Source organism: Marinobacterium sp. xm-g-48 (assembly GCF_013282925.1).
In the GTDB taxonomy this organism is placed as follows: Bacteria; Pseudomonadota; Gammaproteobacteria; order Pseudomonadales; family Balneatricaceae; genus Marinobacterium_E.
Genome location: NZ_WBYQ01000006.1, coordinates 51,624 through 68,739, shown reverse-complemented (window position 1 = coordinate 68,739; position 17,116 = coordinate 51,624). Strand labels below are relative to the sequence as shown.

The 17,116-nt window shown below is 50.4% G+C and carries 19 protein-coding genes; 5 read left to right on the top strand and 14 right to left on the bottom strand.

The features are described 5' to 3' along the window. Window positions 1–120: 120 nt before the first annotated feature. From ftsX to ftsY, 3 genes are read right to left on the bottom strand one after another with little or no spacing between them, the layout of a single operon-like run. Window positions 121–1,098 (bottom strand): permease-like cell division protein FtsX, encoded by a 978-nt coding sequence (gene ftsX, locus XMG48_RS09790; protein WP_173481888.1) that lies wholly within the window; start codon window positions 1,096–1,098, stop codon window positions 121–123. After that, window positions 1,088–1,753 carry a cell division ATP-binding protein FtsE gene (gene ftsE, locus XMG48_RS09785; protein WP_173481887.1) on the bottom strand — a complete coding sequence of 222 codons (666 nt, stop codon included), beginning with the start codon at window positions 1,751–1,753 and terminating at the stop codon, window positions 1,088–1,090. The genes ftsX and ftsE overlap by 11 nt, the downstream gene beginning before the upstream one ends. A gap of 5 nt (window positions 1,754–1,758) precedes the next feature. After that, a complete protein-coding gene (gene ftsY / locus XMG48_RS09780) occupies window positions 1,759–3,030 on the bottom strand; it encodes a signal recognition particle-docking protein FtsY (RefSeq protein WP_371740528.1) in 1,272 nt (423 codons plus the stop codon). Between the two features lie 247 nt (window positions 3,031–3,277). On the opposite strand from ftsY, the gene rsmD reads away from it, so the two are divergent. The 3 genes from rsmD to XMG48_RS09765 all read left to right on the top strand — a co-directional run bounded on the left by rsmD (window position 3,278) and on the right by XMG48_RS09765 (window position 4,771). Beyond that, entirely contained in the window at window positions 3,278–3,889 is a 612-nt protein-coding gene (gene rsmD, locus XMG48_RS09775; protein ID WP_173481886.1) for a 16S rRNA (guanine(966)-N(2))-methyltransferase RsmD, read from the top strand. 124 nt (window positions 3,890–4,013) lie between these two features. Then, complete coding sequence (coaD, locus tag XMG48_RS09770; protein WP_173481885.1) at window positions 4,014–4,493, top strand: pantetheine-phosphate adenylyltransferase; 480 nt, start codon at window positions 4,014–4,016, stop codon at window positions 4,491–4,493. Between the two features lie 32 nt (window positions 4,494–4,525). Next, the gene (locus XMG48_RS09765) at window positions 4,526–4,771 is read left to right on the top strand and encodes a YfhL family 4Fe-4S dicluster ferredoxin (protein ID WP_173481884.1); all 246 of its coding nucleotides are present in this window, start codon (window positions 4,526–4,528) and stop codon (window positions 4,769–4,771) included. Window positions 4,772–4,829: 58 nt separating this feature from the next. Here XMG48_RS09765 and XMG48_RS09760 read toward each other — a convergent pair whose 3' ends face one another. From XMG48_RS09760 to XMG48_RS09750, 3 genes are read right to left on the bottom strand one after another with little or no spacing between them, the layout of a single operon-like run. Continuing rightward, complete coding sequence (locus XMG48_RS09760) at window positions 4,830–5,366, bottom strand: DUF501 domain-containing protein (RefSeq protein ID WP_254442848.1); 537 nt, start codon at window positions 5,364–5,366, stop codon at window positions 4,830–4,832. Next, window positions 5,341–7,416 (bottom strand): ATP-dependent DNA helicase RecG, encoded by a 2,076-nt coding sequence (recG, locus tag XMG48_RS09755; RefSeq protein WP_173481883.1) that lies wholly within the window; start codon window positions 7,414–7,416, stop codon window positions 5,341–5,343. The genes XMG48_RS09760 and recG overlap by 26 nt, the downstream gene beginning before the upstream one ends. Window positions 7,417–7,422: 6 nt before the next feature. Then, window positions 7,423–8,325 (bottom strand): hydrogen peroxide-inducible genes activator, encoded by a 903-nt coding sequence (locus tag XMG48_RS09750; RefSeq protein ID WP_173481882.1) that lies wholly within the window; start codon window positions 8,323–8,325, stop codon window positions 7,423–7,425. A gap of 46 nt (window positions 8,326–8,371) precedes the next feature. On the opposite strand from XMG48_RS09750, the gene XMG48_RS09745 reads away from it, so the two are divergent. Next, window positions 8,372–9,226 carry an NAD-dependent epimerase/dehydratase family protein gene (locus XMG48_RS09745; protein ID WP_173481881.1) on the top strand — a complete coding sequence of 285 codons (855 nt, stop codon included), beginning with the start codon at window positions 8,372–8,374 and terminating at the stop codon, window positions 9,224–9,226. Window positions 9,227–9,232: 6 nt separating this feature from the next. Here XMG48_RS09745 and hemB read toward each other — a convergent pair whose 3' ends face one another. From hemB to radC, 8 genes are all read right to left on the bottom strand, one after another. Continuing rightward, window positions 9,233–10,249 (bottom strand): porphobilinogen synthase, encoded by a 1,017-nt coding sequence (gene hemB, locus XMG48_RS09740; protein WP_371731467.1) that lies wholly within the window; start codon window positions 10,247–10,249, stop codon window positions 9,233–9,235. Between the two features lie 346 nt (window positions 10,250–10,595). After that, on the bottom strand, window positions 10,596–11,480 hold the full coding sequence (locus XMG48_RS09735; protein ID WP_173481879.1) for an alpha/beta hydrolase: 885 nt from the start codon (window positions 11,478–11,480) through the stop codon (window positions 10,596–10,598). After that, a complete protein-coding gene (mutM, locus tag XMG48_RS09730; protein ID WP_173481878.1) occupies window positions 11,480–12,292 on the bottom strand; it encodes a bifunctional DNA-formamidopyrimidine glycosylase/DNA-(apurinic or apyrimidinic site) lyase in 813 nt (270 codons plus the stop codon). The genes XMG48_RS09735 and mutM overlap by 1 nt, the downstream gene beginning before the upstream one ends. After that, a complete protein-coding gene (locus tag XMG48_RS09725) occupies window positions 12,293–13,171 on the bottom strand; it encodes a DMT family transporter (protein WP_173481877.1) in 879 nt (292 codons plus the stop codon). 88 nt (window positions 13,172–13,259) lie between these two features. Then, window positions 13,260–13,427, bottom strand: a complete 168-nt coding sequence (gene rpmG, locus XMG48_RS09720; protein ID WP_027854336.1) for a 50S ribosomal protein L33 — start codon at window positions 13,425–13,427, stop codon at window positions 13,260–13,262. 17 nt (window positions 13,428–13,444) lie between these two features. Continuing rightward, window positions 13,445–13,681, bottom strand: a complete 237-nt coding sequence (gene rpmB / locus XMG48_RS09715) for a 50S ribosomal protein L28 (RefSeq protein WP_173481876.1) — start codon at window positions 13,679–13,681, stop codon at window positions 13,445–13,447. A 657-nt stretch (window positions 13,682–14,338) separates the two neighbouring features. After that, a complete protein-coding gene (locus tag XMG48_RS09710; RefSeq protein WP_173481875.1) occupies window positions 14,339–14,773 on the bottom strand; it encodes a transposase in 435 nt (144 codons plus the stop codon). A 371-nt stretch (window positions 14,774–15,144) separates the two neighbouring features. Further along, window positions 15,145–15,819: a DNA repair protein RadC gene (gene radC / locus XMG48_RS09705; protein WP_173481874.1), complete on the bottom strand. Its 675-nt coding sequence runs from the start codon at window positions 15,817–15,819 to the stop codon at window positions 15,145–15,147. A 99-nt stretch (window positions 15,820–15,918) separates the two neighbouring features. Here radC and coaBC point away from each other — a divergent pair, with 99 nt between their 5' ends. After that, complete coding sequence (coaBC, locus tag XMG48_RS09700; protein WP_173481873.1) at window positions 15,919–17,115, top strand: bifunctional phosphopantothenoylcysteine decarboxylase/phosphopantothenate--cysteine ligase CoaBC; 1,197 nt, start codon at window positions 15,919–15,921, stop codon at window positions 17,113–17,115. Window position 17,116: the final 1 nt, after the last annotated feature.

Sequence of the window (17,116 nt, the reverse complement as noted above, 5' to 3'; positions counted from 1 at the left end):
TAACTGTCTAGTTAGACCCAGTTTTGACAAAAAAGTTCATTAGGAATTACTAATATTTACCAACACTGGACCCAAAAAGATACCAGAGTGACAGATAAACGCAAATCCGGCTAAATCCGATCAATCAGAGCCTTGATTTAACTGCCCCATCTGTCTGGATACAGCAATGAATGCCCCTATCCATCCTAGTATAGTCCCGCCCACTAACAGCGCCATGATTAATGACAAATCAGGTCCCTGAAGATCAAAACGACCAATATAGAGCTCTGTTAACTCAGCCAATGGCGCTTCGACAAGTGCCAGTGAGAAGTAAACCAATACTAGGCTCAACAGTGCACCAAAGAGTCCGTACAGCAGTCCTGCATAGAGGAATGGGCGTCTCACCCAAGCAGCGGTAGCGCCTATCAACAAACTGACCTCAATCTCCTCTTGGCGACTGCTGATCATGGTACGAATGGTGTTAGCGATCACCAGAAGCACGGTCATACCCAATAACAGCGCCAGCACAAAACTGATGCTGGAGAATGAGCCTAAAATCACTTCGAGACGCTCTAACCACTCTACGTCTAACTCGGCGACATCCACCTCTGGCAAGGCTGCCATGCTTTCACGCAGTGCTTTCATGGTCGCAGGATCTTGATCACGCGGCGTCGCGAGCACAACCGCTGGGAGTGGATTCTCATCCAATAGGTTGATCAGCTCACCCAGTTCAGAGTGGCTTTTAAACTCGCTGGCACCTACATCGCTACTGATCAATTCAACCGAAAGTAGATCATCACGCAGCAGGAGTGAACGGCTGAATCGATCTAACTCGTCGGCTTTGAGTTCTGGGCTTAAATAGAGTGCAAGCTGAGGCTCAAAGTCAGTACCCGGTGTCAGCTGTTTCAAATTACCCAACAGCGAATACATAAAGGTTGGCACAGCGAGTACAACCGCCAATAGCAGCAGTGTCACCAGCGTCGACAGTCGATTATGTAGAAGACGCTTAACGGCATCGGCACTCTCTAGACGGTGCTGTACCGCCCAGTGTTTAACGCGTTGCCAACGGCTGACGCTGATATCAGAGGCGCCGCGTGATCGAGTCTCACTACTGGACATGACGCAGTCGCCCCTTATCTAAAATCAGCACTCTATGACGCATTCGCTTGATCAACGCCACATCATGGGTCGCGATCAAGACGGTCGTTCCAATGCGGTTGAACTGCTCGAATAGACTCATGATGTCGAGAGAGAGTCTAGGGTCGAGGTTACCGGTCGGCTCGTCGGCAATCAGCACCCTAGGCTTATGAACAATGGCACGCGCAATACCGATACGCTGCTGCTCGCCACTCGATAACGCCTGTGGGAGCTTCTGCTCTGACTCCAACAGTCCTACTCGATCGAGTGCCGCGCGTACGCGACGACCAATATCCTCTTCGTTATAGCCTGCGATACGCAGTGGAAGTGCAATGTTCTGGTAAACAGTGCGATCTTCTAACAGACGATGATTCTGGTAGACCACACCCAGGGTTCGGCGATATTGCGGAATCTCGCTGCGAGACAATTCAGATAGATTTTGATCACCGACCCACACATCACCACGGCTAGGTTGCTCAACGCGCGTCAGCAGTTTTAACAGGGTACTCTTCCCTGCTCCCGAGTGGCCTGTCAAAAAGGCCATCTCGCCCGACTCCAATGTAAAGTCGACAGACCTTAGGGCCTCTTGACCAGAGTCATAGCGCTTACTGACGTTAGTGAATTGAATAGCCGCCATAGGAGTTAGTCGAACAACGCCTCAACAAAAGCTTTCGCTTCAAAAGGACGTAGGTCATCAGCTTGCTCACCGACACCGATGAATCGAATAGGCAGACCAAACTGTTTGGCGATGGCAAAGATAATACCGCCCTTCGCTGTGCCATCGAGTTTCGTTAGGGTAATGCCCGTCACGCCCACCGCCTCTTTGAACTCTTTAGCCTGGCTGATGGCGTTCTGACCCGTACCCGCGTCGAGTACCAACATCACTTCATGTGGCGCCGAAGGATCTAACTTCTGCATCACACGAACAACCTTCTGTAACTCTTGCATCAGGTTATCTTTGTTCTGCAAACGACCCGCTGTATCTGCAATCAATACATCAACGTTTTTCGCTTTAGCTGACTCAAGCGCATCAAATAGAACAGAGGCTGAGTCTGCACCGGTATGTTGAGCAACCACTGGGACGTTATTTCGCTCACCCCAAACCTGAAGCTGTTCAACCGCCGCGGCACGGAAGGTATCACCCGCCGCTAACATCACCGACTTACCTTCACCCTGATACTTCTTGGCCAGTTTACCGATGGTCGTTGTTTTACCGACACCGTTAACACCCACCATCAGAATCACCATTGGGGATTTGTCACTCTGTAATTCAAGCGGTTGATCAACGGGTTCTAATAGCTCGGCCAGCTCCTGTTTCAGAGCCGCCTGCAGAGCGTCGCCATCCGAGAGCTGTTTACGCTCTACACGATCGGTTAAACGTTCGATAATCTCTGTCGTTGCCTCAACGCCAATATCGGCCATCAGCAACAAGGTCTCGATCTCTTCCATAAGATCTTCATCGATCTCAGGGTTACCGGCGAAGAGGGTTGTAATCTGCTCAGTCAGGCCGGCTTTCGTGCGACTTAGACCGGATTTAACACGATCGAAGAAGCTTTTTGTTGGCTCTGGCTCTGGCTCTGGCTCTGGCTCTGGCTCTGGCTCTGGCTCTGGCTCTGGCTCTGGCTCTGGCTCTGGCTCTGGCTCTGGCTCTGGCTCTGGCTCTGGCTCTGGCTCTGCAGGAGTCTGTTCAACCTCCACTTCGGTCTCAACAGCTTCTGGCTCAACCGTCTCTTCTGCAGCTGCTGGCTCAACTACCTCTTCGACTGCGTCTTCAGCAACAGGCGGCTCTTCAACGGGCGCTTCGTCAACCGATGGTGTTTCAACTGGGGCCTCTGTAACGCTCTCTTCAACGCTTTTTTCTGAAGCAGAATCCTGAATAGCCTCAGTTTTATCCCCTTTCAGATAACGCATCATCACAATCAAAATGACGACGGCAAAAGCGGCCGCAACGTAAGGGATAATGGCTGGATCATAGCCGTTATCAAGCATCCAGTTGTAGAGAGATTCCATAGTCTAAACAGTCCTAATCAGAGGGAACTAAACAGTCAAAATATAAGTCCAGAATTCTACCACATCAGACGCTGTGAAAGCCTATCTATTAGCCTAAGCTGAGGTTAAAATTTCTGTTTACCTAAAACTGCTTTGGCAGAGACCTTTTTCAATGAGCCCTAGACGCAACAGAAACAGCAAACCCGCCCCTCATAATCGAGCAAATGACTCGTTCGTTCGCATCATCGGCGGAGATTGGCGCTCACGAAAACTGAGCTTTCCAGAGAGTGAAGGACTTCGCCCAACACCGGATCGGGTTCGAGAAACGCTATTCAACTGGTTACAAGCTTACACACCAGCAGCCAAATGCCTGGATCTGTTTAGCGGCAGCGGTGCGCTGGCGTTTGAAGCGCTGTCGCGCGGTGCAGCTCACGCCACACTGATTGATGCATCGCGCTTGGTCTGCAATTCACTTAAACACAATCTGCAAGAGCTGAAGGCACAAAACGCTGAAGTGCTCGAAACAGACGCTACTCAATGGCTCCTGCAGCAAGCGAGCCGTGAATTTCGATACGACCTGGTCTTCTTAGACCCCCCCTTCAACAAAGACTTAGTTTCAGGCATCTGTCAGCTACTTGAGGAAAATCAAGTTCTTGCAGATGGATCGATGATATATATAGAGACTGAGAGATCGCTAAGTACCCTATTAGTTCCAGATAACTGGCAACTGTATCGCGACAAACAGGCAGGTGACGTCAGCTACCGCTTGTATAAAAGAAATTAATTTTAGTTATAGATAAATAATTTAATATATCTATTAATTATTAAAAGTTTCTCCTATAATTTGTCGCCTTGACGCAATTCCGTTACCATCCGCGGGAATATTACCGCTATTAGGAGTAGCTGGGATGAAAAGGGTAGCTTACCCAGGAACGTTTGATCCTATTACGAACGGCCATGTAGATTTGGTGGAGAGAGCCTCCAAACTGTTTGGTCAGATTGTAGTAGCTGTGGCAGAGAGCCCAAAAAAACGTCCCCTGCTGGATTTGGATGTTCGAGTAGAACTTGCACGCGAATCCTTGGCACACCTCGACAACGTAGAAGTGGTTGGCTTTAACAGCCTACTGATCGATCTTTTGAAAGATCATCAATGCGACGTCATTTTACGAGGTTTGCGAGCGGTTTCAGATTTTGAATATGAGTTTCAGCTTGCCAATATGAACCGAAAGTTGGCTCCACAAGCTGAGAGCCTGTTTTTAACACCGGCTGAACACTTGTCGTACATCTCATCGACGCTGATTCGCGAAATCGCGTCATTAGGTGGAGACGTGACAGAGTTTGTTCATCCGGCTGTCGATGCGGCATTGAAACGACATTTTTCTAACTAGTTTAGATTTGAGCCTAGAGTGAGGTAGACACGATGGCACTAATGATTACCGACGAATGCATCAACTGTGATGTGTGTGAACCAGAATGTCCTAACGAGGCGATCAGCCCAGGGGATGAGATCTACGAGATCGAGCCAAGTAAATGTACTGAGTGTGTAGGCCACTACGACACGCCACAGTGTGTTGAGGTTTGTCCGGTTGACTGTATTCCAAAAGATCCTGATCACGTTGAAACTGAAGAGCAACTGATGATCAAGTACGAGAAGCTGGTTGGCTAATCGAACTCAAAGACAAAAAAACGCGACCTTGGGTCGCGTTTTTTTGTGCCTGATTAACCTAAAACTCCGGCGCCAGCTCGTTCATCTGAAACTCTTGATCAAGACGCTGGCCAACCACATTGGGCTCCACCAAGTGGTAGGCGTAGTTCATGTGCAGACAACGAACTTTGTCCCAGTTAGCAATACCGCCAATGCCTACCTCGTTGAACATCTTAGTGAACCCAAGAGTTTCGATTCGCTGTCTGTCCTCCGGACGCATCAGTTCCCAGCGGCGCTCCATGTAGTGTTTCTGCTGCGCCATGTAGGTATCACGAAGCTCTGCATCCTCTTGCAGCTCCTCCTCAAAACGCTTAATCCAGCCCGTCATCTCGACACGACTGATCTCAACACTTAAATCCTTACTGCTCAGCCAATAGAGGGTTGGGAAAGGCTTATCATCGATCAGGCTTCGCATCTGTAACACCAATGGCACACCACTAGGGGTTTGTGCCGCTATCGCCTCGATACCGCGAGGCTCGCGACCGATCTGCTGGCGTACTATTTGAAGCTGTCTCTCTGTTGGTTGCATCTTAAACCTGTGCGTATTGATCAGCATTGAGGATCCATCGATCACACAGCTGACGGGTTAATTCTGTTGATGTCTCTATGCGCTCTGCTGTCTGCTGGACACTGTCGAGCATGTCAGCGTCACGTTGCAGATCGGCGATTCTGAAACTCATCATGCCTGTCTGGCGGGTGCCTAACACCTCACCCGGGCCTCGCAACTCAAGATCACGCTCTGCAATACGGAAACCGTCACTGGTCTCACGCATGATTGCCAAACGGTCGCGACCCTGCTGCGAAAGAGGCGCATGATACATCAAAACACAAAAACTCTCTCGCGACCCTCGACCTACACGGCCGCGTAACTGATGCAACTGTGATAATCCCAGTCGTTCGGGGTTCTCGATGATCATTAAACTCGAATTCGGAACGTCTACGCCGACCTCAATCACCGTCGTAGCCACCAAAAGATCCAACTCATGCGCTTTGAATTGCGCCATCACATCCGCTTTTTCGGCCGGTTTCAGACGACCATGCACCAGACCAATTCTAAGATCGGGCAGAGCCTCGCGCAGCTCTTCGGCAGTCGTTTCGGCTGCCTGACACTGCAGCGCTTCGGACTCCTCTACCAGCGTACAGACCCAATAGGCCTGCAGGCCCTGTTTGCAGTTCTGTTCAACGCGCTCAACCACTCGATCGCGACGACTGTCATCAATCACGACCGTTTGCACTGGCGTTCGGCCCGGTGGTAGCTCATCGATGATGGAGCAGTCCAGGTCAGCGTAAGCACTCATTGCTAGTGTACGAGGGATGGGGGTAGCGGTCATTATGAGCTGATGAGGTATTTTACCGTCATTTCGCCCCTTTTCACGCAAACTTAGCCTCTGATCGACGCCAAATCGATGCTGCTCATCAATCACAACCATCGCCAGATCATGGAAGGCGACCTCATCTTGAAACAGGGCGTGGGTTCCGACAACCACCTGAGCCTCACCACCACTGATCTCAGCTAATGCCGCTTCCCGTGCTTTACCTTTTACCTTACCCGCCAACCACGAGACCTTAATCCCAAGCGGCTCCAGCCAACTTTTAAAGTTGATTAGATGCTGTTCGGCCAGAATTTCTGTCGGAGCCATAACCGCCGCTTGTTTGCCGTTTTCAACCGCTTGTAACGCGGCCAATACAGCAATCATGGTCTTACCTGAGCCCACATCACCCTGCACCAACCGCAACATCGGCAAAGGGCGCCCCATATCACGGGCCACCTCTCGTGCCACACGAAGCTGAGCCTCTGTAAGTGAAAAAGGCAGCCGATCTAGAAACGGCAGCGTGAGTCGACCCGTCGATTTCAGCGCTGGCGCACCTTGCGTCTGCATCTGATGACGTACCACGCGAAGCGATAGGTTATGTGCCAATAACTCTTCGAAAGCTAAGCGTCTCTGCGCTGGATGCTGCCCTTCAAGTAGCGACTCCAAATCCACACCAACAGGAGGCTGGTGAAGAAAGCGCACGGCATCGGTTAGTGAGGGGTAATGGTTGCGCGCTAGCTCAGAGTCCGGCAGCAACTCATCTAAGGGTTCAGAACCCAAAGCGGAGAGTGCCTGCCCTACCAGGCTTCTAAGGCGCGGTTGAGTCAAACCTTCAGTCAATGGATAGATTGGGGTCAGCGTCTCTTCCAACTGATCAAAGCCATCGCCCTTCATCAGCTTGTACTCGGGATGAATCAGTTCTAAACCATTTGCACCAGGGCGCACCTCGCCAAAACAGCGAATATCCGCATTGATCAAGCCGCTCTTTTGCGCAGCGCTGAAGTGGAAAAAACGCAGAGTTAGGGTACCAGTGCCATCCTGAATACGGCAGACCAGGCTTCGGCGGCGCCCCATCACGATGTCACACGCGATTACACGCGCCTCAACCACCACCTCATCACCGGGGCGCATCGCTCCTATCGCAGTGATGCGCGTTCGATCTTGGTAGCGCAACGGCAAGTGAAACAGCAGATCCTGAAAGTTATGAATACCTAGCTTGCCAAGTTTGGACGCTAGCGCAGCGCCAACACCCTTTAGCTCAGTGACCTTTCGATGGGCTACCTGAGAAGACACGGCCAGTTAACTATCCAACGCTCGGCACTTAGCGATGGCATCAACCAACACATCAATCGCCTGTGGACGAGGGAAGCTGGCACGCCAAGCAACAGCAACCGATCGCATCGGTTTGGGATCATTGAACGGCACAATATCAACCAACGAATTGGAGGGGTGATTCGCTAAAGCCGACTCTGGTAACACGCTGGTTCCTAAGCCAGAGGCGACCATCATACGAATGGTCTCTAGTGAACTGCCTTCAGTGACTCTGTGTTGATCATGGAACGACTGATTCAAGCTTGGGCAGGCCTCCAGTACCTGATCCCTGAAACAGTGCCCCTCACCCAGCAGCAGCATATCCAGCTCGTTCAACTTCTGAGAGTCCACTGAGCCCGCTTTGCTCAGCTCATGCCCTTTTGGAGTAATTAAACTGAAGGTCTCATCATAAACCGCCCGAGTCAGCACATCGGGCTCATGGAAAGGCAACGCGATGATGATCGCATCCAACTCACCAGTGCGTATTTTGCTTCGAAGAACTTCGGTCAAATTCTCCTCGATGTAGAGAGGCATTTGCGGAGCAATCTGCTGAACTTCGGGAATTAGACGAGGGAAAAGGTAGGGACCGATGGTGTAAATCGCACCCACACGTAACGGGGTAGCCAGCTGATCTTTACCTTCACGGGAGAGCTCTTTAATCGCTTCAGCCTGCTCTAATACGCGCTGTGCTTGACGCACTACTTTGTCACCTATGGGCGTCACGCGTACGGCGTTTTTACTGCGTTCAAACAACGCGACACCGAGCTCATCTTCCAGCTTTTTAACGGCGATAGAGAGCGTCGGCTGACTGACAAAGCATTTTTCGGCGGCATGGCCGAAGTGCTGTTCACGAGCTAGCGTGACGATGTAGCGAAGTTCTGTAAGCGTCATTTTCGATCCTCTGGTAATCTTTAACGACTAAAGGGAGAACACTACCGTGTCGAAACGTTTTCTAATCATTGGCTGTGGTGACTTGGGCAATACCATTGCAACCAAGCTCATCAGTCAACAACATAAGGTCTATGGTCTTAGACGTAATATAGACCAGCTATCGGAAGGCGTACAACCAATAGCGTGCGACTTTTATGAAATTGAAAATCTCCCGCCCCTTCCAGAAGTCGATTACGTCATCTTCTCGGCCGCCGCAAAATCACGCGATATTGAGCACTACCGACAGATATACGTTGATGCCCCGGCTGCCATATTAAAAGCACTGCCAACTGCACCGATACGCTCTTTTGTGGTTAGCTCAACCGGCGTCTATGCTCAAAACCGTGGTGAGTGGATTGATGAATTCAGCGCTGCTGAACCTAACACGGCGCACTCCGTTCTACTTTTGGAAGGCGAATCACAGTTTAAACAGCGATCAGCTTGCACCCTGATCCGCAGCAGCGGCATATACGGCCCTGGCCGTACCCACCTTCTAAAACGCATCCTCAGTGGAACCATTGCGTTAGAGACGCCGACTCATTTTAGCAATCGTATACACAGTGACGACTTGGCCCATTTTGTTGTGCACTTAATTGGCAAAGCGATCGACCAACAACCACTGAAAGAACTCTATTTAGCCAGCGACGGTCACCCAGCACCGATTCATGAGATTACCAAGTGGCTTGCAGAGCAACTGGGCGTGGCAGCCCATCATCAGGAGCCGATACAGCGTGGCGGGAATAAACGCATCGCTAACAGAGCGATGAGGGAGAGTGGCTTTGTCTGTCGATACCAGGACTACAAAGCCGGATTTGCGCCTCTGCTGGATGATTTCAAATCGCAACAGAAACAGATCACTTAACAGCGGTTAAGCCTTCGATTTAAGCAGGCGTGCCGCTTTAACGGCAAAGTAGGTCAAGATGCCATCGGCACCTGCTCGTTTGAATGCCAGCAGTGACTCCATCATCACCGACTCCTCATCCAACCAGCCATTTTGAAACGCCGCCATGTGCATCGCATATTCGCCGCTCACTTGGTAAGCATAGGTAGGCACACGTAGCTCAGTTTTCACACGGCGCACGATATCAAGATAGGGCATACCCGGTTTTACCATCACCATATCAGCACCCTCAGCTAGATCGAGAGCAACCTCGTGCAGGGCTTCATCGCTGTTAGCAGGGTCCATCTGGTAGCTGTATTTATTGCCTTTGCCAAGATTACCGGCAGAGCCTACTGCGTCACGGAAAGGACCGTAGTAAGCACTTGCATACTTGGCAGAGTAGGCAAGGATGCGAGTATTGACATGACCACCGGCCTCTAGCGCTTCACGGATCGCCTGAATACGGCCATCCATCATATCACTCGGGGCCACCACATCAGCGCCCGCTTCAGCGTGTGAGAGCGCCTGCTTCACCAATACATCAACAGTGATGTCATTGAGTACGTAACCCTCTTCATCGATGATGCCATCCTGTCCATGGGTAGTAAATGGATCCAACGCAACGTCAGTAATCACACCCAGTTCTGGTAATTTTGCTTTGATCGCTCGCACGGCACGCTGTGCCAAACCCTCTGGATTGAATGCCTCTTCGGCCATTTCAGACTTAGCGGATGCAGGTGTGACTGGGAATAGAGCCACGGCAGGAATACCTAGTTCATAAGCTTCCTGACAGGCATCAACAAGCAGATCAATGCTGAGTCGCTCAACACCCGGCATAGAGGGGACCGTTTCACGCTCACCTTCGCCCTCAATCACAAACATTGGGTAGATCAGATCTTGGGCTGTCAGCTGGTTCTCACGCATCAAATCACGAGAGAAAGTGCTAGCACGCATACGACGCATGCGAGTGAGTGGAAAAATGCGTTGGCTAGGATCGAATGCCACGAGACACCTCATTAGTAGATGATTTTTAACAAGTATAACGCTCAAGATGGCGGCAAGACTAACCCGCCGACCAACAAATCGACACAAAAATGGCTTTGGTTATTTACATATAACTAAATAATATCTAAATAACCTCTTTTTAGCTGTTATGACTATATACAAACCCTATCTCAATCCCTAAAGTACGCACCACGGAATAACTGAGGTCATGGATTGACCCGGTGAGACCAAGGATTGGTTTCAATGGAAGTAAAGCAACACAGGGACATCGCAGGACGCGACTAGGTTGCAAGGAAAGTCTTCCAACAGGGCGTGCCATGGAGTGGCCGCCCTATTTTTTTGCCTGCTATTTGCCCAACAGCAATGCGATGCGATGCGCCAGATCCTCGGGATCATCCCAGGGCATCATATGCCCAGCCCCTTCAATGAACTCCAAATGCATCGGCTGCTTAATCCTATTAGCCACACGTAGCGCATACTCTTTGGATAACACCTCATCATGATCACCTTGCAGATTGATCAATGTAAATGGGAACACCGAATCAGCAATCCCAGCTTGATGGGTAAACAGTGAAGCAAGCGTTGCCAGAGGGTAGTCAAAGATAATCAATGGATCGTCATTGATGTAGGGCCCTGCGGGGTGATCACCCAGAAGCGACTCAAAATCGATAAAGCTCTTAAGTGGCAGGCGCATATTGGGAAACCACAGAGCGCTGAAGCGAGTCCAGCTCCAACCCAAGGCATACATCATATCGGGAGGCTCTTGCCCTAACAGCAGCGTGGTACAGAGCACCGATTGAATGCGCTGATCTAGCTCAGCCAACGCAACCGCCGTGACAGCCCCTATCGAGTAACCATAGACGGACCATGGACCGGTAAAGCGGGATTCAAGGGCATTCAGCACATGGGAAAGGTGATGCTGGAACTGTTCAACAGTATATCGACCGCGATTACCTGCAGAGTAGCCGTGTCCCGGAGGATCGACCGCAATCACATTAAAACCCTGCTGATTAAGGGCTACAGCTAATTCAGCATAGAGCTCGACATAGGTGCCGATCCCTGCGAGAAACAGAATATTGGGGGCGCTGTGCGAGACAGGGTAGATCTCGACATTAATGCTGGCATCCAATCGCCACACTTCACGATGTGTCAGCGCATCCGAAATACCCAACCCCTGACGACGAGCCTTCTGCTCTACCGTCTCAACGGGGAACGCCTGCCTAAAGCTCATTAACGCTGACACCTAGGACAAAATACCGTCGCCCGTTGACCCTGACGAATCTCTTTAAGCGTCGAGCCACAGGATTTACAGGCCTCACCGCCTCGACCGTAGACCGAGAGCTCTTGCGCAAAATAACCTGGCTTGCCGTCACTGGAGAGGAAATCCCTTAAGGTAGTACCACCGCGCGTGATGGCGTACTCAAGCACGCTCTTAATCTCGCCGACCAAACGCTCATAACGCTGTTTTGACACCTTACCCGCCGGCTTACGCGGATCGATACCCGCTCTAAAGAGAGACTCATTAGCATAAATGTTGCCAACACCGACGACGACTTCAGAGGTCATGATGAACTGCTTGATGGCTAGAGAGCGATTACGTGACGCCTTAAACAGATAATCCACGTTAAATGCATCGGACAGAGGCTCTGGGCCTAGCTTCTCCAATAACTTGTGCGTCTCACCTTTGGGTTGCCAGAGCACAGAACCGAAACGGCGAGGATCGGTTAGGCGCACCAACAAGCCATTTTCCATCACGAGATCCACATGATCATGTTTGGCCGGTTCTGTTCCTTTGGGAAGAACTCTCAAGCTACCTGACATACCCAAGTGCACCATGAGATCGCCCTCATCAAAACGTATCAGGATATATTTTCCTCGACGTTCGACGCTATTAACCTTTTTTTCAACGATGTTTTTAGGAATTTCACTAGGCACAGACCAACGCAAACGAGGCTCACGCACCACAAAATCGGCCACACGCTGCTGATCAATGTGCGGCTCTATGCCTCGTCGTGTTGTCTCTACTTCGGGTAACTCTGGCACTTAACTCACCTTAGCCGCACGTTGGGTTAAAAAGACACCTAGCACCGTCACAGCCACACCCACCAAGGTTAGCATCGACAGACGCTCATCAAACAGATACCAAGCTTCTAGCGCTGTTGCGGGCGGAACAAGATAGAAATAGCTGGCTACTTTGGCTGACTCACCTTCACGAATCATCAACATCAATAGCAAAATAGCAGAGAGCGACAGACCAAGCACCAACCAGGTCAACGCGCCAATTAACTCAATGTGCCAAACCACCTCTTGAGTCTCAAAAGCGAAGGTTAAAGCGCCCATGATAATCGCCGTCATCACGTATTGAATGAACGATCCAGTAAGAAGATCCGCCCCCCCACCAAAACGTTTCTGATAGAGGGTGCCAATAGAGATCGCAAAGAGTGCCACCAAGGCGGCCGTGATCGCTCCCGCCGTAAGGGTAATCTCCTCATCCGCCACACCTGACCAGAGCACTGTCACGACGCCGATCAAGCCAAGCCACAACCCAACCCAACCCATAGGGCTCAACTTCGACTTGAGCCATATCTGTGAGATAAAGGCGGTCAGTAGCGGCTGCAGACCGACAATAATCGCCGTTACACCGGCCGGCATATCCAACTTGATGGCTGCAAATACGCCACCCAAATAGCCTGCATGAATCAACGATCCCGTAACCAACTGATGTTTAGCGACATCCCAGCTCGGCCAACGTCCACGGAAGATCTGAATCAATAAAAAGAAGACCGCCAACGTGAACAGCATACGGATAAATAGGTAGTTAAACGGTTCAATATAGGGCAAACCGTATCGAGCACCGATAAAGCCGGTGCTCCAAAGCAGAACAAATGCAAAAGGTACAACACTCATCCATGACTTAGTCATGCGAACATCCTTAAATGGGTAAACGCTCGGCAAAAAAATACCCGCATCAGTGTAACCGAATGCGGGTATCTTTGGGATGCTGTATCAATTACTTGATCTTAGCTTCCTTGTAGATAACGTGCTTACGAACAACCGGATCGTATTTCTTGAATTCGAATTTGTCCGGAGTGTTACGCTTGTTCTTATCTGTAGTGTAGAAGTGACCAGTACCTGCAGAAGAGACTAGTCGGATCTTTTCGCGTGCGCCTTTAGCCATGACTTAGCTCCTTATGCTTAGACTTTGTTGCCATTTTTACGAACGTCAACAAGAACAGCGTCGATGCCTTTCTTGTCGATGATGCGCATACCTTTAGAAGATACGCGTAGACGAACGAATTTGTTTTCGCTCTCTACCCAAAAACGGTGCCAGTGCAGGTTTGGTAGGAAGCGACGACGTGTTTTACGTTGTGAGTGGGAAACGTTGTTTCCTGTTACTGGGGATTTGCCAGTAACCATACATACTCGAGACATTTTAAAACCTCAGTTAATAGTGTTTTCTTTTACTCTGTCAGATATTTATTGAATGCCACTTTCATAACGAAAACCTTGGCAATCTCAGGCGGAGCGTCCGAAAACGAGACAGAAATCCCGTACCAATGAGACAGAGGCGCGTGATATTACAGAAGAACCACCCCAAACGCCACCTTTTTGTCTGTTTTTTGTTCAATCTTAGGAGTGATGTGAGATCGTGGTTTTGCGGTTTTGTTCGCGGTTTTTAGATTTCGCGGTTTTTCGCTTCGCTCAAATTCGCTCCTACAACGCCACCCCGTAAGAACGAATTACCGCAGGTAAACCGTGACACATGATCGCAACCCCCACCCCGCAAGAACGAATTACCGCAGGTAAACCGTGACAAATCATCGTAACCCACACCCCGTAGGAACGAATTGCCACAGGTAAACCGTGACAAATGATCGTAACCCACACCCCGTAGGAACGTATTACCGCAGGTAAACCGTGACACATCATCGTAACCCACACCCCGTAGGAACGAATTGCCGCAGGTAAACCGTGACACCCAATCGAAACCTCCACCCTGTAGGAACGAATTGCCGCAGGCAAACCGTGACACATCATCGTAACCCACACCCCGAAGAAACAAATTGCCGTAGGCAAACCGTGACACGTCTAATCAAGCCATATGGCATCCCAATGCGGATATTCTCTGACTGTTGTTACCAAACCCGCTCTTACTGGGTTCATCACAATGTATCTAGCAATACTCTCAATATCATCCGATCGCCTAATCGCTCGATCATAAAAGCCTTTTTCCCAGCTGATACCCTGACCTTTAACCAAACTCAGCTTAACTTTTCTCATCACATGTGAAATTGAACCTGAGTGTTCATTGAGTTGAATTAGCCAATGGAAATGATCGGGCATTATGACATAGGCCAGACTCTCAATCTGTTGACTGTGCAGGCATTTAACTAGAGATCGAGCCACATGAAAATCTTCAAAAAAGCACTGGCGCCCCAGCGTCACCGTGGTTAGATGATAAATCTGCCCTGGAATCGAAACACGGCCTTTTCTTAACGAACTGTAACCTGGTTTTTTAATCATGACTCATCCTTGAGTTATGTAATTTATGTTTGCGGTATTTGTTTGTGTTTTGCGATTTTATACGCGGTTTTTTATTTTCGCGGTTTTTCGCTTCGCTCAAATTCGCTCCTACAACGCCACCCTGTAGGAACGAATTGCCGCAGGCAAACCGCGACACATCATCGCAACCCCCACCCCGTAGGAACAAATTGCCACAAGCAAACCGCGACACATCATCGCAACCCCCACCCTGTAGGAACGAATTGCCGCAGGTAAACCGTGACACATCATCACATCCCACACCCCGTAGGAACAAATTGCCACAGGCAAACCGCGACGCATCATCGCAACCCCCACTCTGTAGGAACGAATTGCCGTAGGCAAACCGTGACCTATAGCAGCCCCCGCTCTGCAAAGCTCATCGATTGGCTGCCCGCTATGATCAGATGATCGAGCACTTTGATGTCGATCAGAGCTAGCGCTTCTGAGATTCTTTGGGTAATGGTTTGATCGGCCATCGAGGGCTCGCAGACGCCTGAGGGGTGGTTATGGGCGAGGATAATGGCTGAGGCGTTGAGCGACAGCGCCGCTTCAACAATAACTCTGGGGTAGACCGCAGCCGCATTTAACGTACCAGAAAAGAGCACCTGCCATTTAATCACTCGATGCTGTGCATCCAGAAACAGACAGCCGAAGTGCTCTCGGCTGGCGCCGGCCAGCTCATGGCTAAGATAGGCCTTAACCGATTCCGGACTCTCGATCACCGAACGTTGTGCTATTTCACTGGCTAGGTAGCGTTTCCCCAGCTCCAGAGCTGCCTGAAGCAGAACGTACCGAGCAAGGCCGGCGCCGGCCAAATCGATAAAGCTTTCACACTCTCTATTGAGCAGTGCATTTAAGCTACCCGCTTGATCCAACCATTGACGGCCAAGATCGACGGCATTGCAGCCCGGTAACCCCTGCCCTACAAAAACGGCCAGGAGTTCAGCATCACTCAGCGCCGATGCGCCCTGTTGTAATAGCCTCTCACGCGGCCTCTCTGAACTTGGCCAATCCAAAATTTTCATATCACCTCCCTGTGATGAACGATATTTCGCTATACTCTGATCCCAGTATAGAAGATAATTCAATTTAAACATTGTCACTGTTTATAAGGCTTTCGAGGTATGCATAGACTTACTAACCGCCACATTTTGATCGGTATCACTGGCGGTATTGCAGCGTATAAAGCAGCTGAATTGACGCGTCTATTCAAAGGAGTCGGCGCGGAGGTACGCGTTGTTCTAACGGACGCTGGTGCCGAGTTCATCACCCCGCTGACCCTGCAAGCGCTATCAGGCAACCCTGTGCATCAATCCCTGCTCGATCCGGAAGCTGAACAGGGCATGGGGCATATTGAACTGGCCCGTTGGGCGGATCTCATCATCGTAGCGCCAGCGACGGCTGACTTTATGGCTCGATTTGCAGGCGGCATGGCAAACGACTTGCTGACCACTCTCTGTCTGGCGACGGATGCCCCTATCGCGTTAGCGCCAGCCATGAACCAGGCTATGTGGCGTGACCCTCGCACCCAGCAGAACTTAGAGACGTTACTATCTCAAGGCGTCAATATATTTGGCCCAGGTTCGGGTGAGCAAGCTTGTGGTGATACGGGGCCTGGTCGCATGATTGATCCCACTGAAATCCTAGCCAGTTGCGCCAATCTCATCGCGAACGGTCCGCTCAATGAGAAGAGCGTCGTGATCACCGCCGGTCCTACCCGTGAAGCGATCGACCCAGTTCGTTTCATCTCGAATCACAGCTCAGGCAAAATGGGATTCGAGCTGGCTGCTGCAGCTGCTAAAGCGGGCGCCAATGTCACCTTGATCGCGGGACCTGTATCACTACCAACGCCAAAAGGGGTTCGACGCGTTGATGTCGAGTCAGCAGAGCAGATGCTTGAAGCCGCTTTGATTGCGTCAGAACAGGCGGACATCTTCATTGGCGCCGCCGCTGTGGCCGATTACCGTCCGCAACTGGTCGCAGAGCAGAAGATCAAGAAAGGGGTCGAAGAGGTGATGGAGATTCTATTAACCAAGAATCCAGACATCATCGCTACCATTGCCGCGCAACCTGAGCGCCCACTGATGATTGGCTTCGCTGCTGAGACTGAAAATCTTGTTGAGTACGCTCGCAGCAAACTGGTTCGCAAAGGGCTGGATCTGGTGATTGCTAACGATGTTTCGCAAGCCGATATTGGTTTTAATGCTGATCAGAATGAAGTCATTCTGGTCGGACCTAACGGCGAGCTTCCTCTACCCAAAGCCGGTAAGAGCGAATTGGCCGAACAACTCATTTCACACATTTCACAATTGATGGATTGAT

What these genes read in the sequence shown, in the direction of transcription:
- ftsX (WP_173481888.1), bottom strand. Translation starts at nt 1,098, where the DNA reads ATGTCCAGTAGTGAGACTCGATCACGCGGCGCCTCTGATATCAGCGTC.
- ftsE (WP_173481887.1), bottom strand. Translation starts at nt 1,753, where the DNA reads ATGGCGGCTATTCAATTCACTAACGTCAGTAAGCGCTATGACTCTGGT.
- ftsY (WP_371740528.1), bottom strand. Translation starts at nt 3,030, where the DNA reads ATGATGCGTTATCTGAAAGGGGATAAAACTGAGGCTATTCAGGATTCT.
- rsmD (WP_173481886.1), top strand. Translation starts at nt 3,278, where the DNA reads ATGAGCCCTAGACGCAACAGAAACAGCAAACCCGCCCCTCATAATCGA.
- coaD (WP_173481885.1), top strand. Translation starts at nt 4,014, where the DNA reads ATGAAAAGGGTAGCTTACCCAGGAACGTTTGATCCTATTACGAACGGC.
- XMG48_RS09765 (WP_173481884.1), top strand. Translation starts at nt 4,526, where the DNA reads ATGGCACTAATGATTACCGACGAATGCATCAACTGTGATGTGTGTGAA.
- XMG48_RS09760 (WP_254442848.1), bottom strand. Translation starts at nt 5,366, where the DNA reads ATGCTGATCAATACGCACAGGTTTAAGATGCAACCAACAGAGAGACAG.
- XMG48_RS09750 (WP_173481882.1), bottom strand. Translation starts at nt 8,325, where the DNA reads ATGACGCTTACAGAACTTCGCTACATCGTCACGCTAGCTCGTGAACAG.
- XMG48_RS09735 (WP_173481879.1), bottom strand. Translation starts at nt 11,480, where the DNA reads ATGAGCTTTAGGCAGGCGTTCCCCGTTGAGACGGTAGAGCAGAAGGCT.
- XMG48_RS09725 (WP_173481877.1), bottom strand. Translation starts at nt 13,171, where the DNA reads ATGACTAAGTCATGGATGAGTGTTGTACCTTTTGCATTTGTTCTGCTT.
- rpmG (WP_027854336.1), bottom strand. Translation starts at nt 13,427, where the DNA reads ATGGCTAAAGGCGCACGCGAAAAGATCCGACTAGTCTCTTCTGCAGGT.
- rpmB (WP_173481876.1), bottom strand. Translation starts at nt 13,681, where the DNA reads ATGTCTCGAGTATGTATGGTTACTGGCAAATCCCCAGTAACAGGAAAC.
- XMG48_RS09710 (WP_173481875.1), bottom strand. Translation starts at nt 14,773, where the DNA reads ATGATTAAAAAACCAGGTTACAGTTCGTTAAGAAAAGGCCGTGTTTCG.
- radC (WP_173481874.1), bottom strand. Translation starts at nt 15,819, where the DNA reads ATGAAAATTTTGGATTGGCCAAGTTCAGAGAGGCCGCGTGAGAGGCTA.
- coaBC (WP_173481873.1), top strand. Translation starts at nt 15,919, where the DNA reads ATGCATAGACTTACTAACCGCCACATTTTGATCGGTATCACTGGCGGT.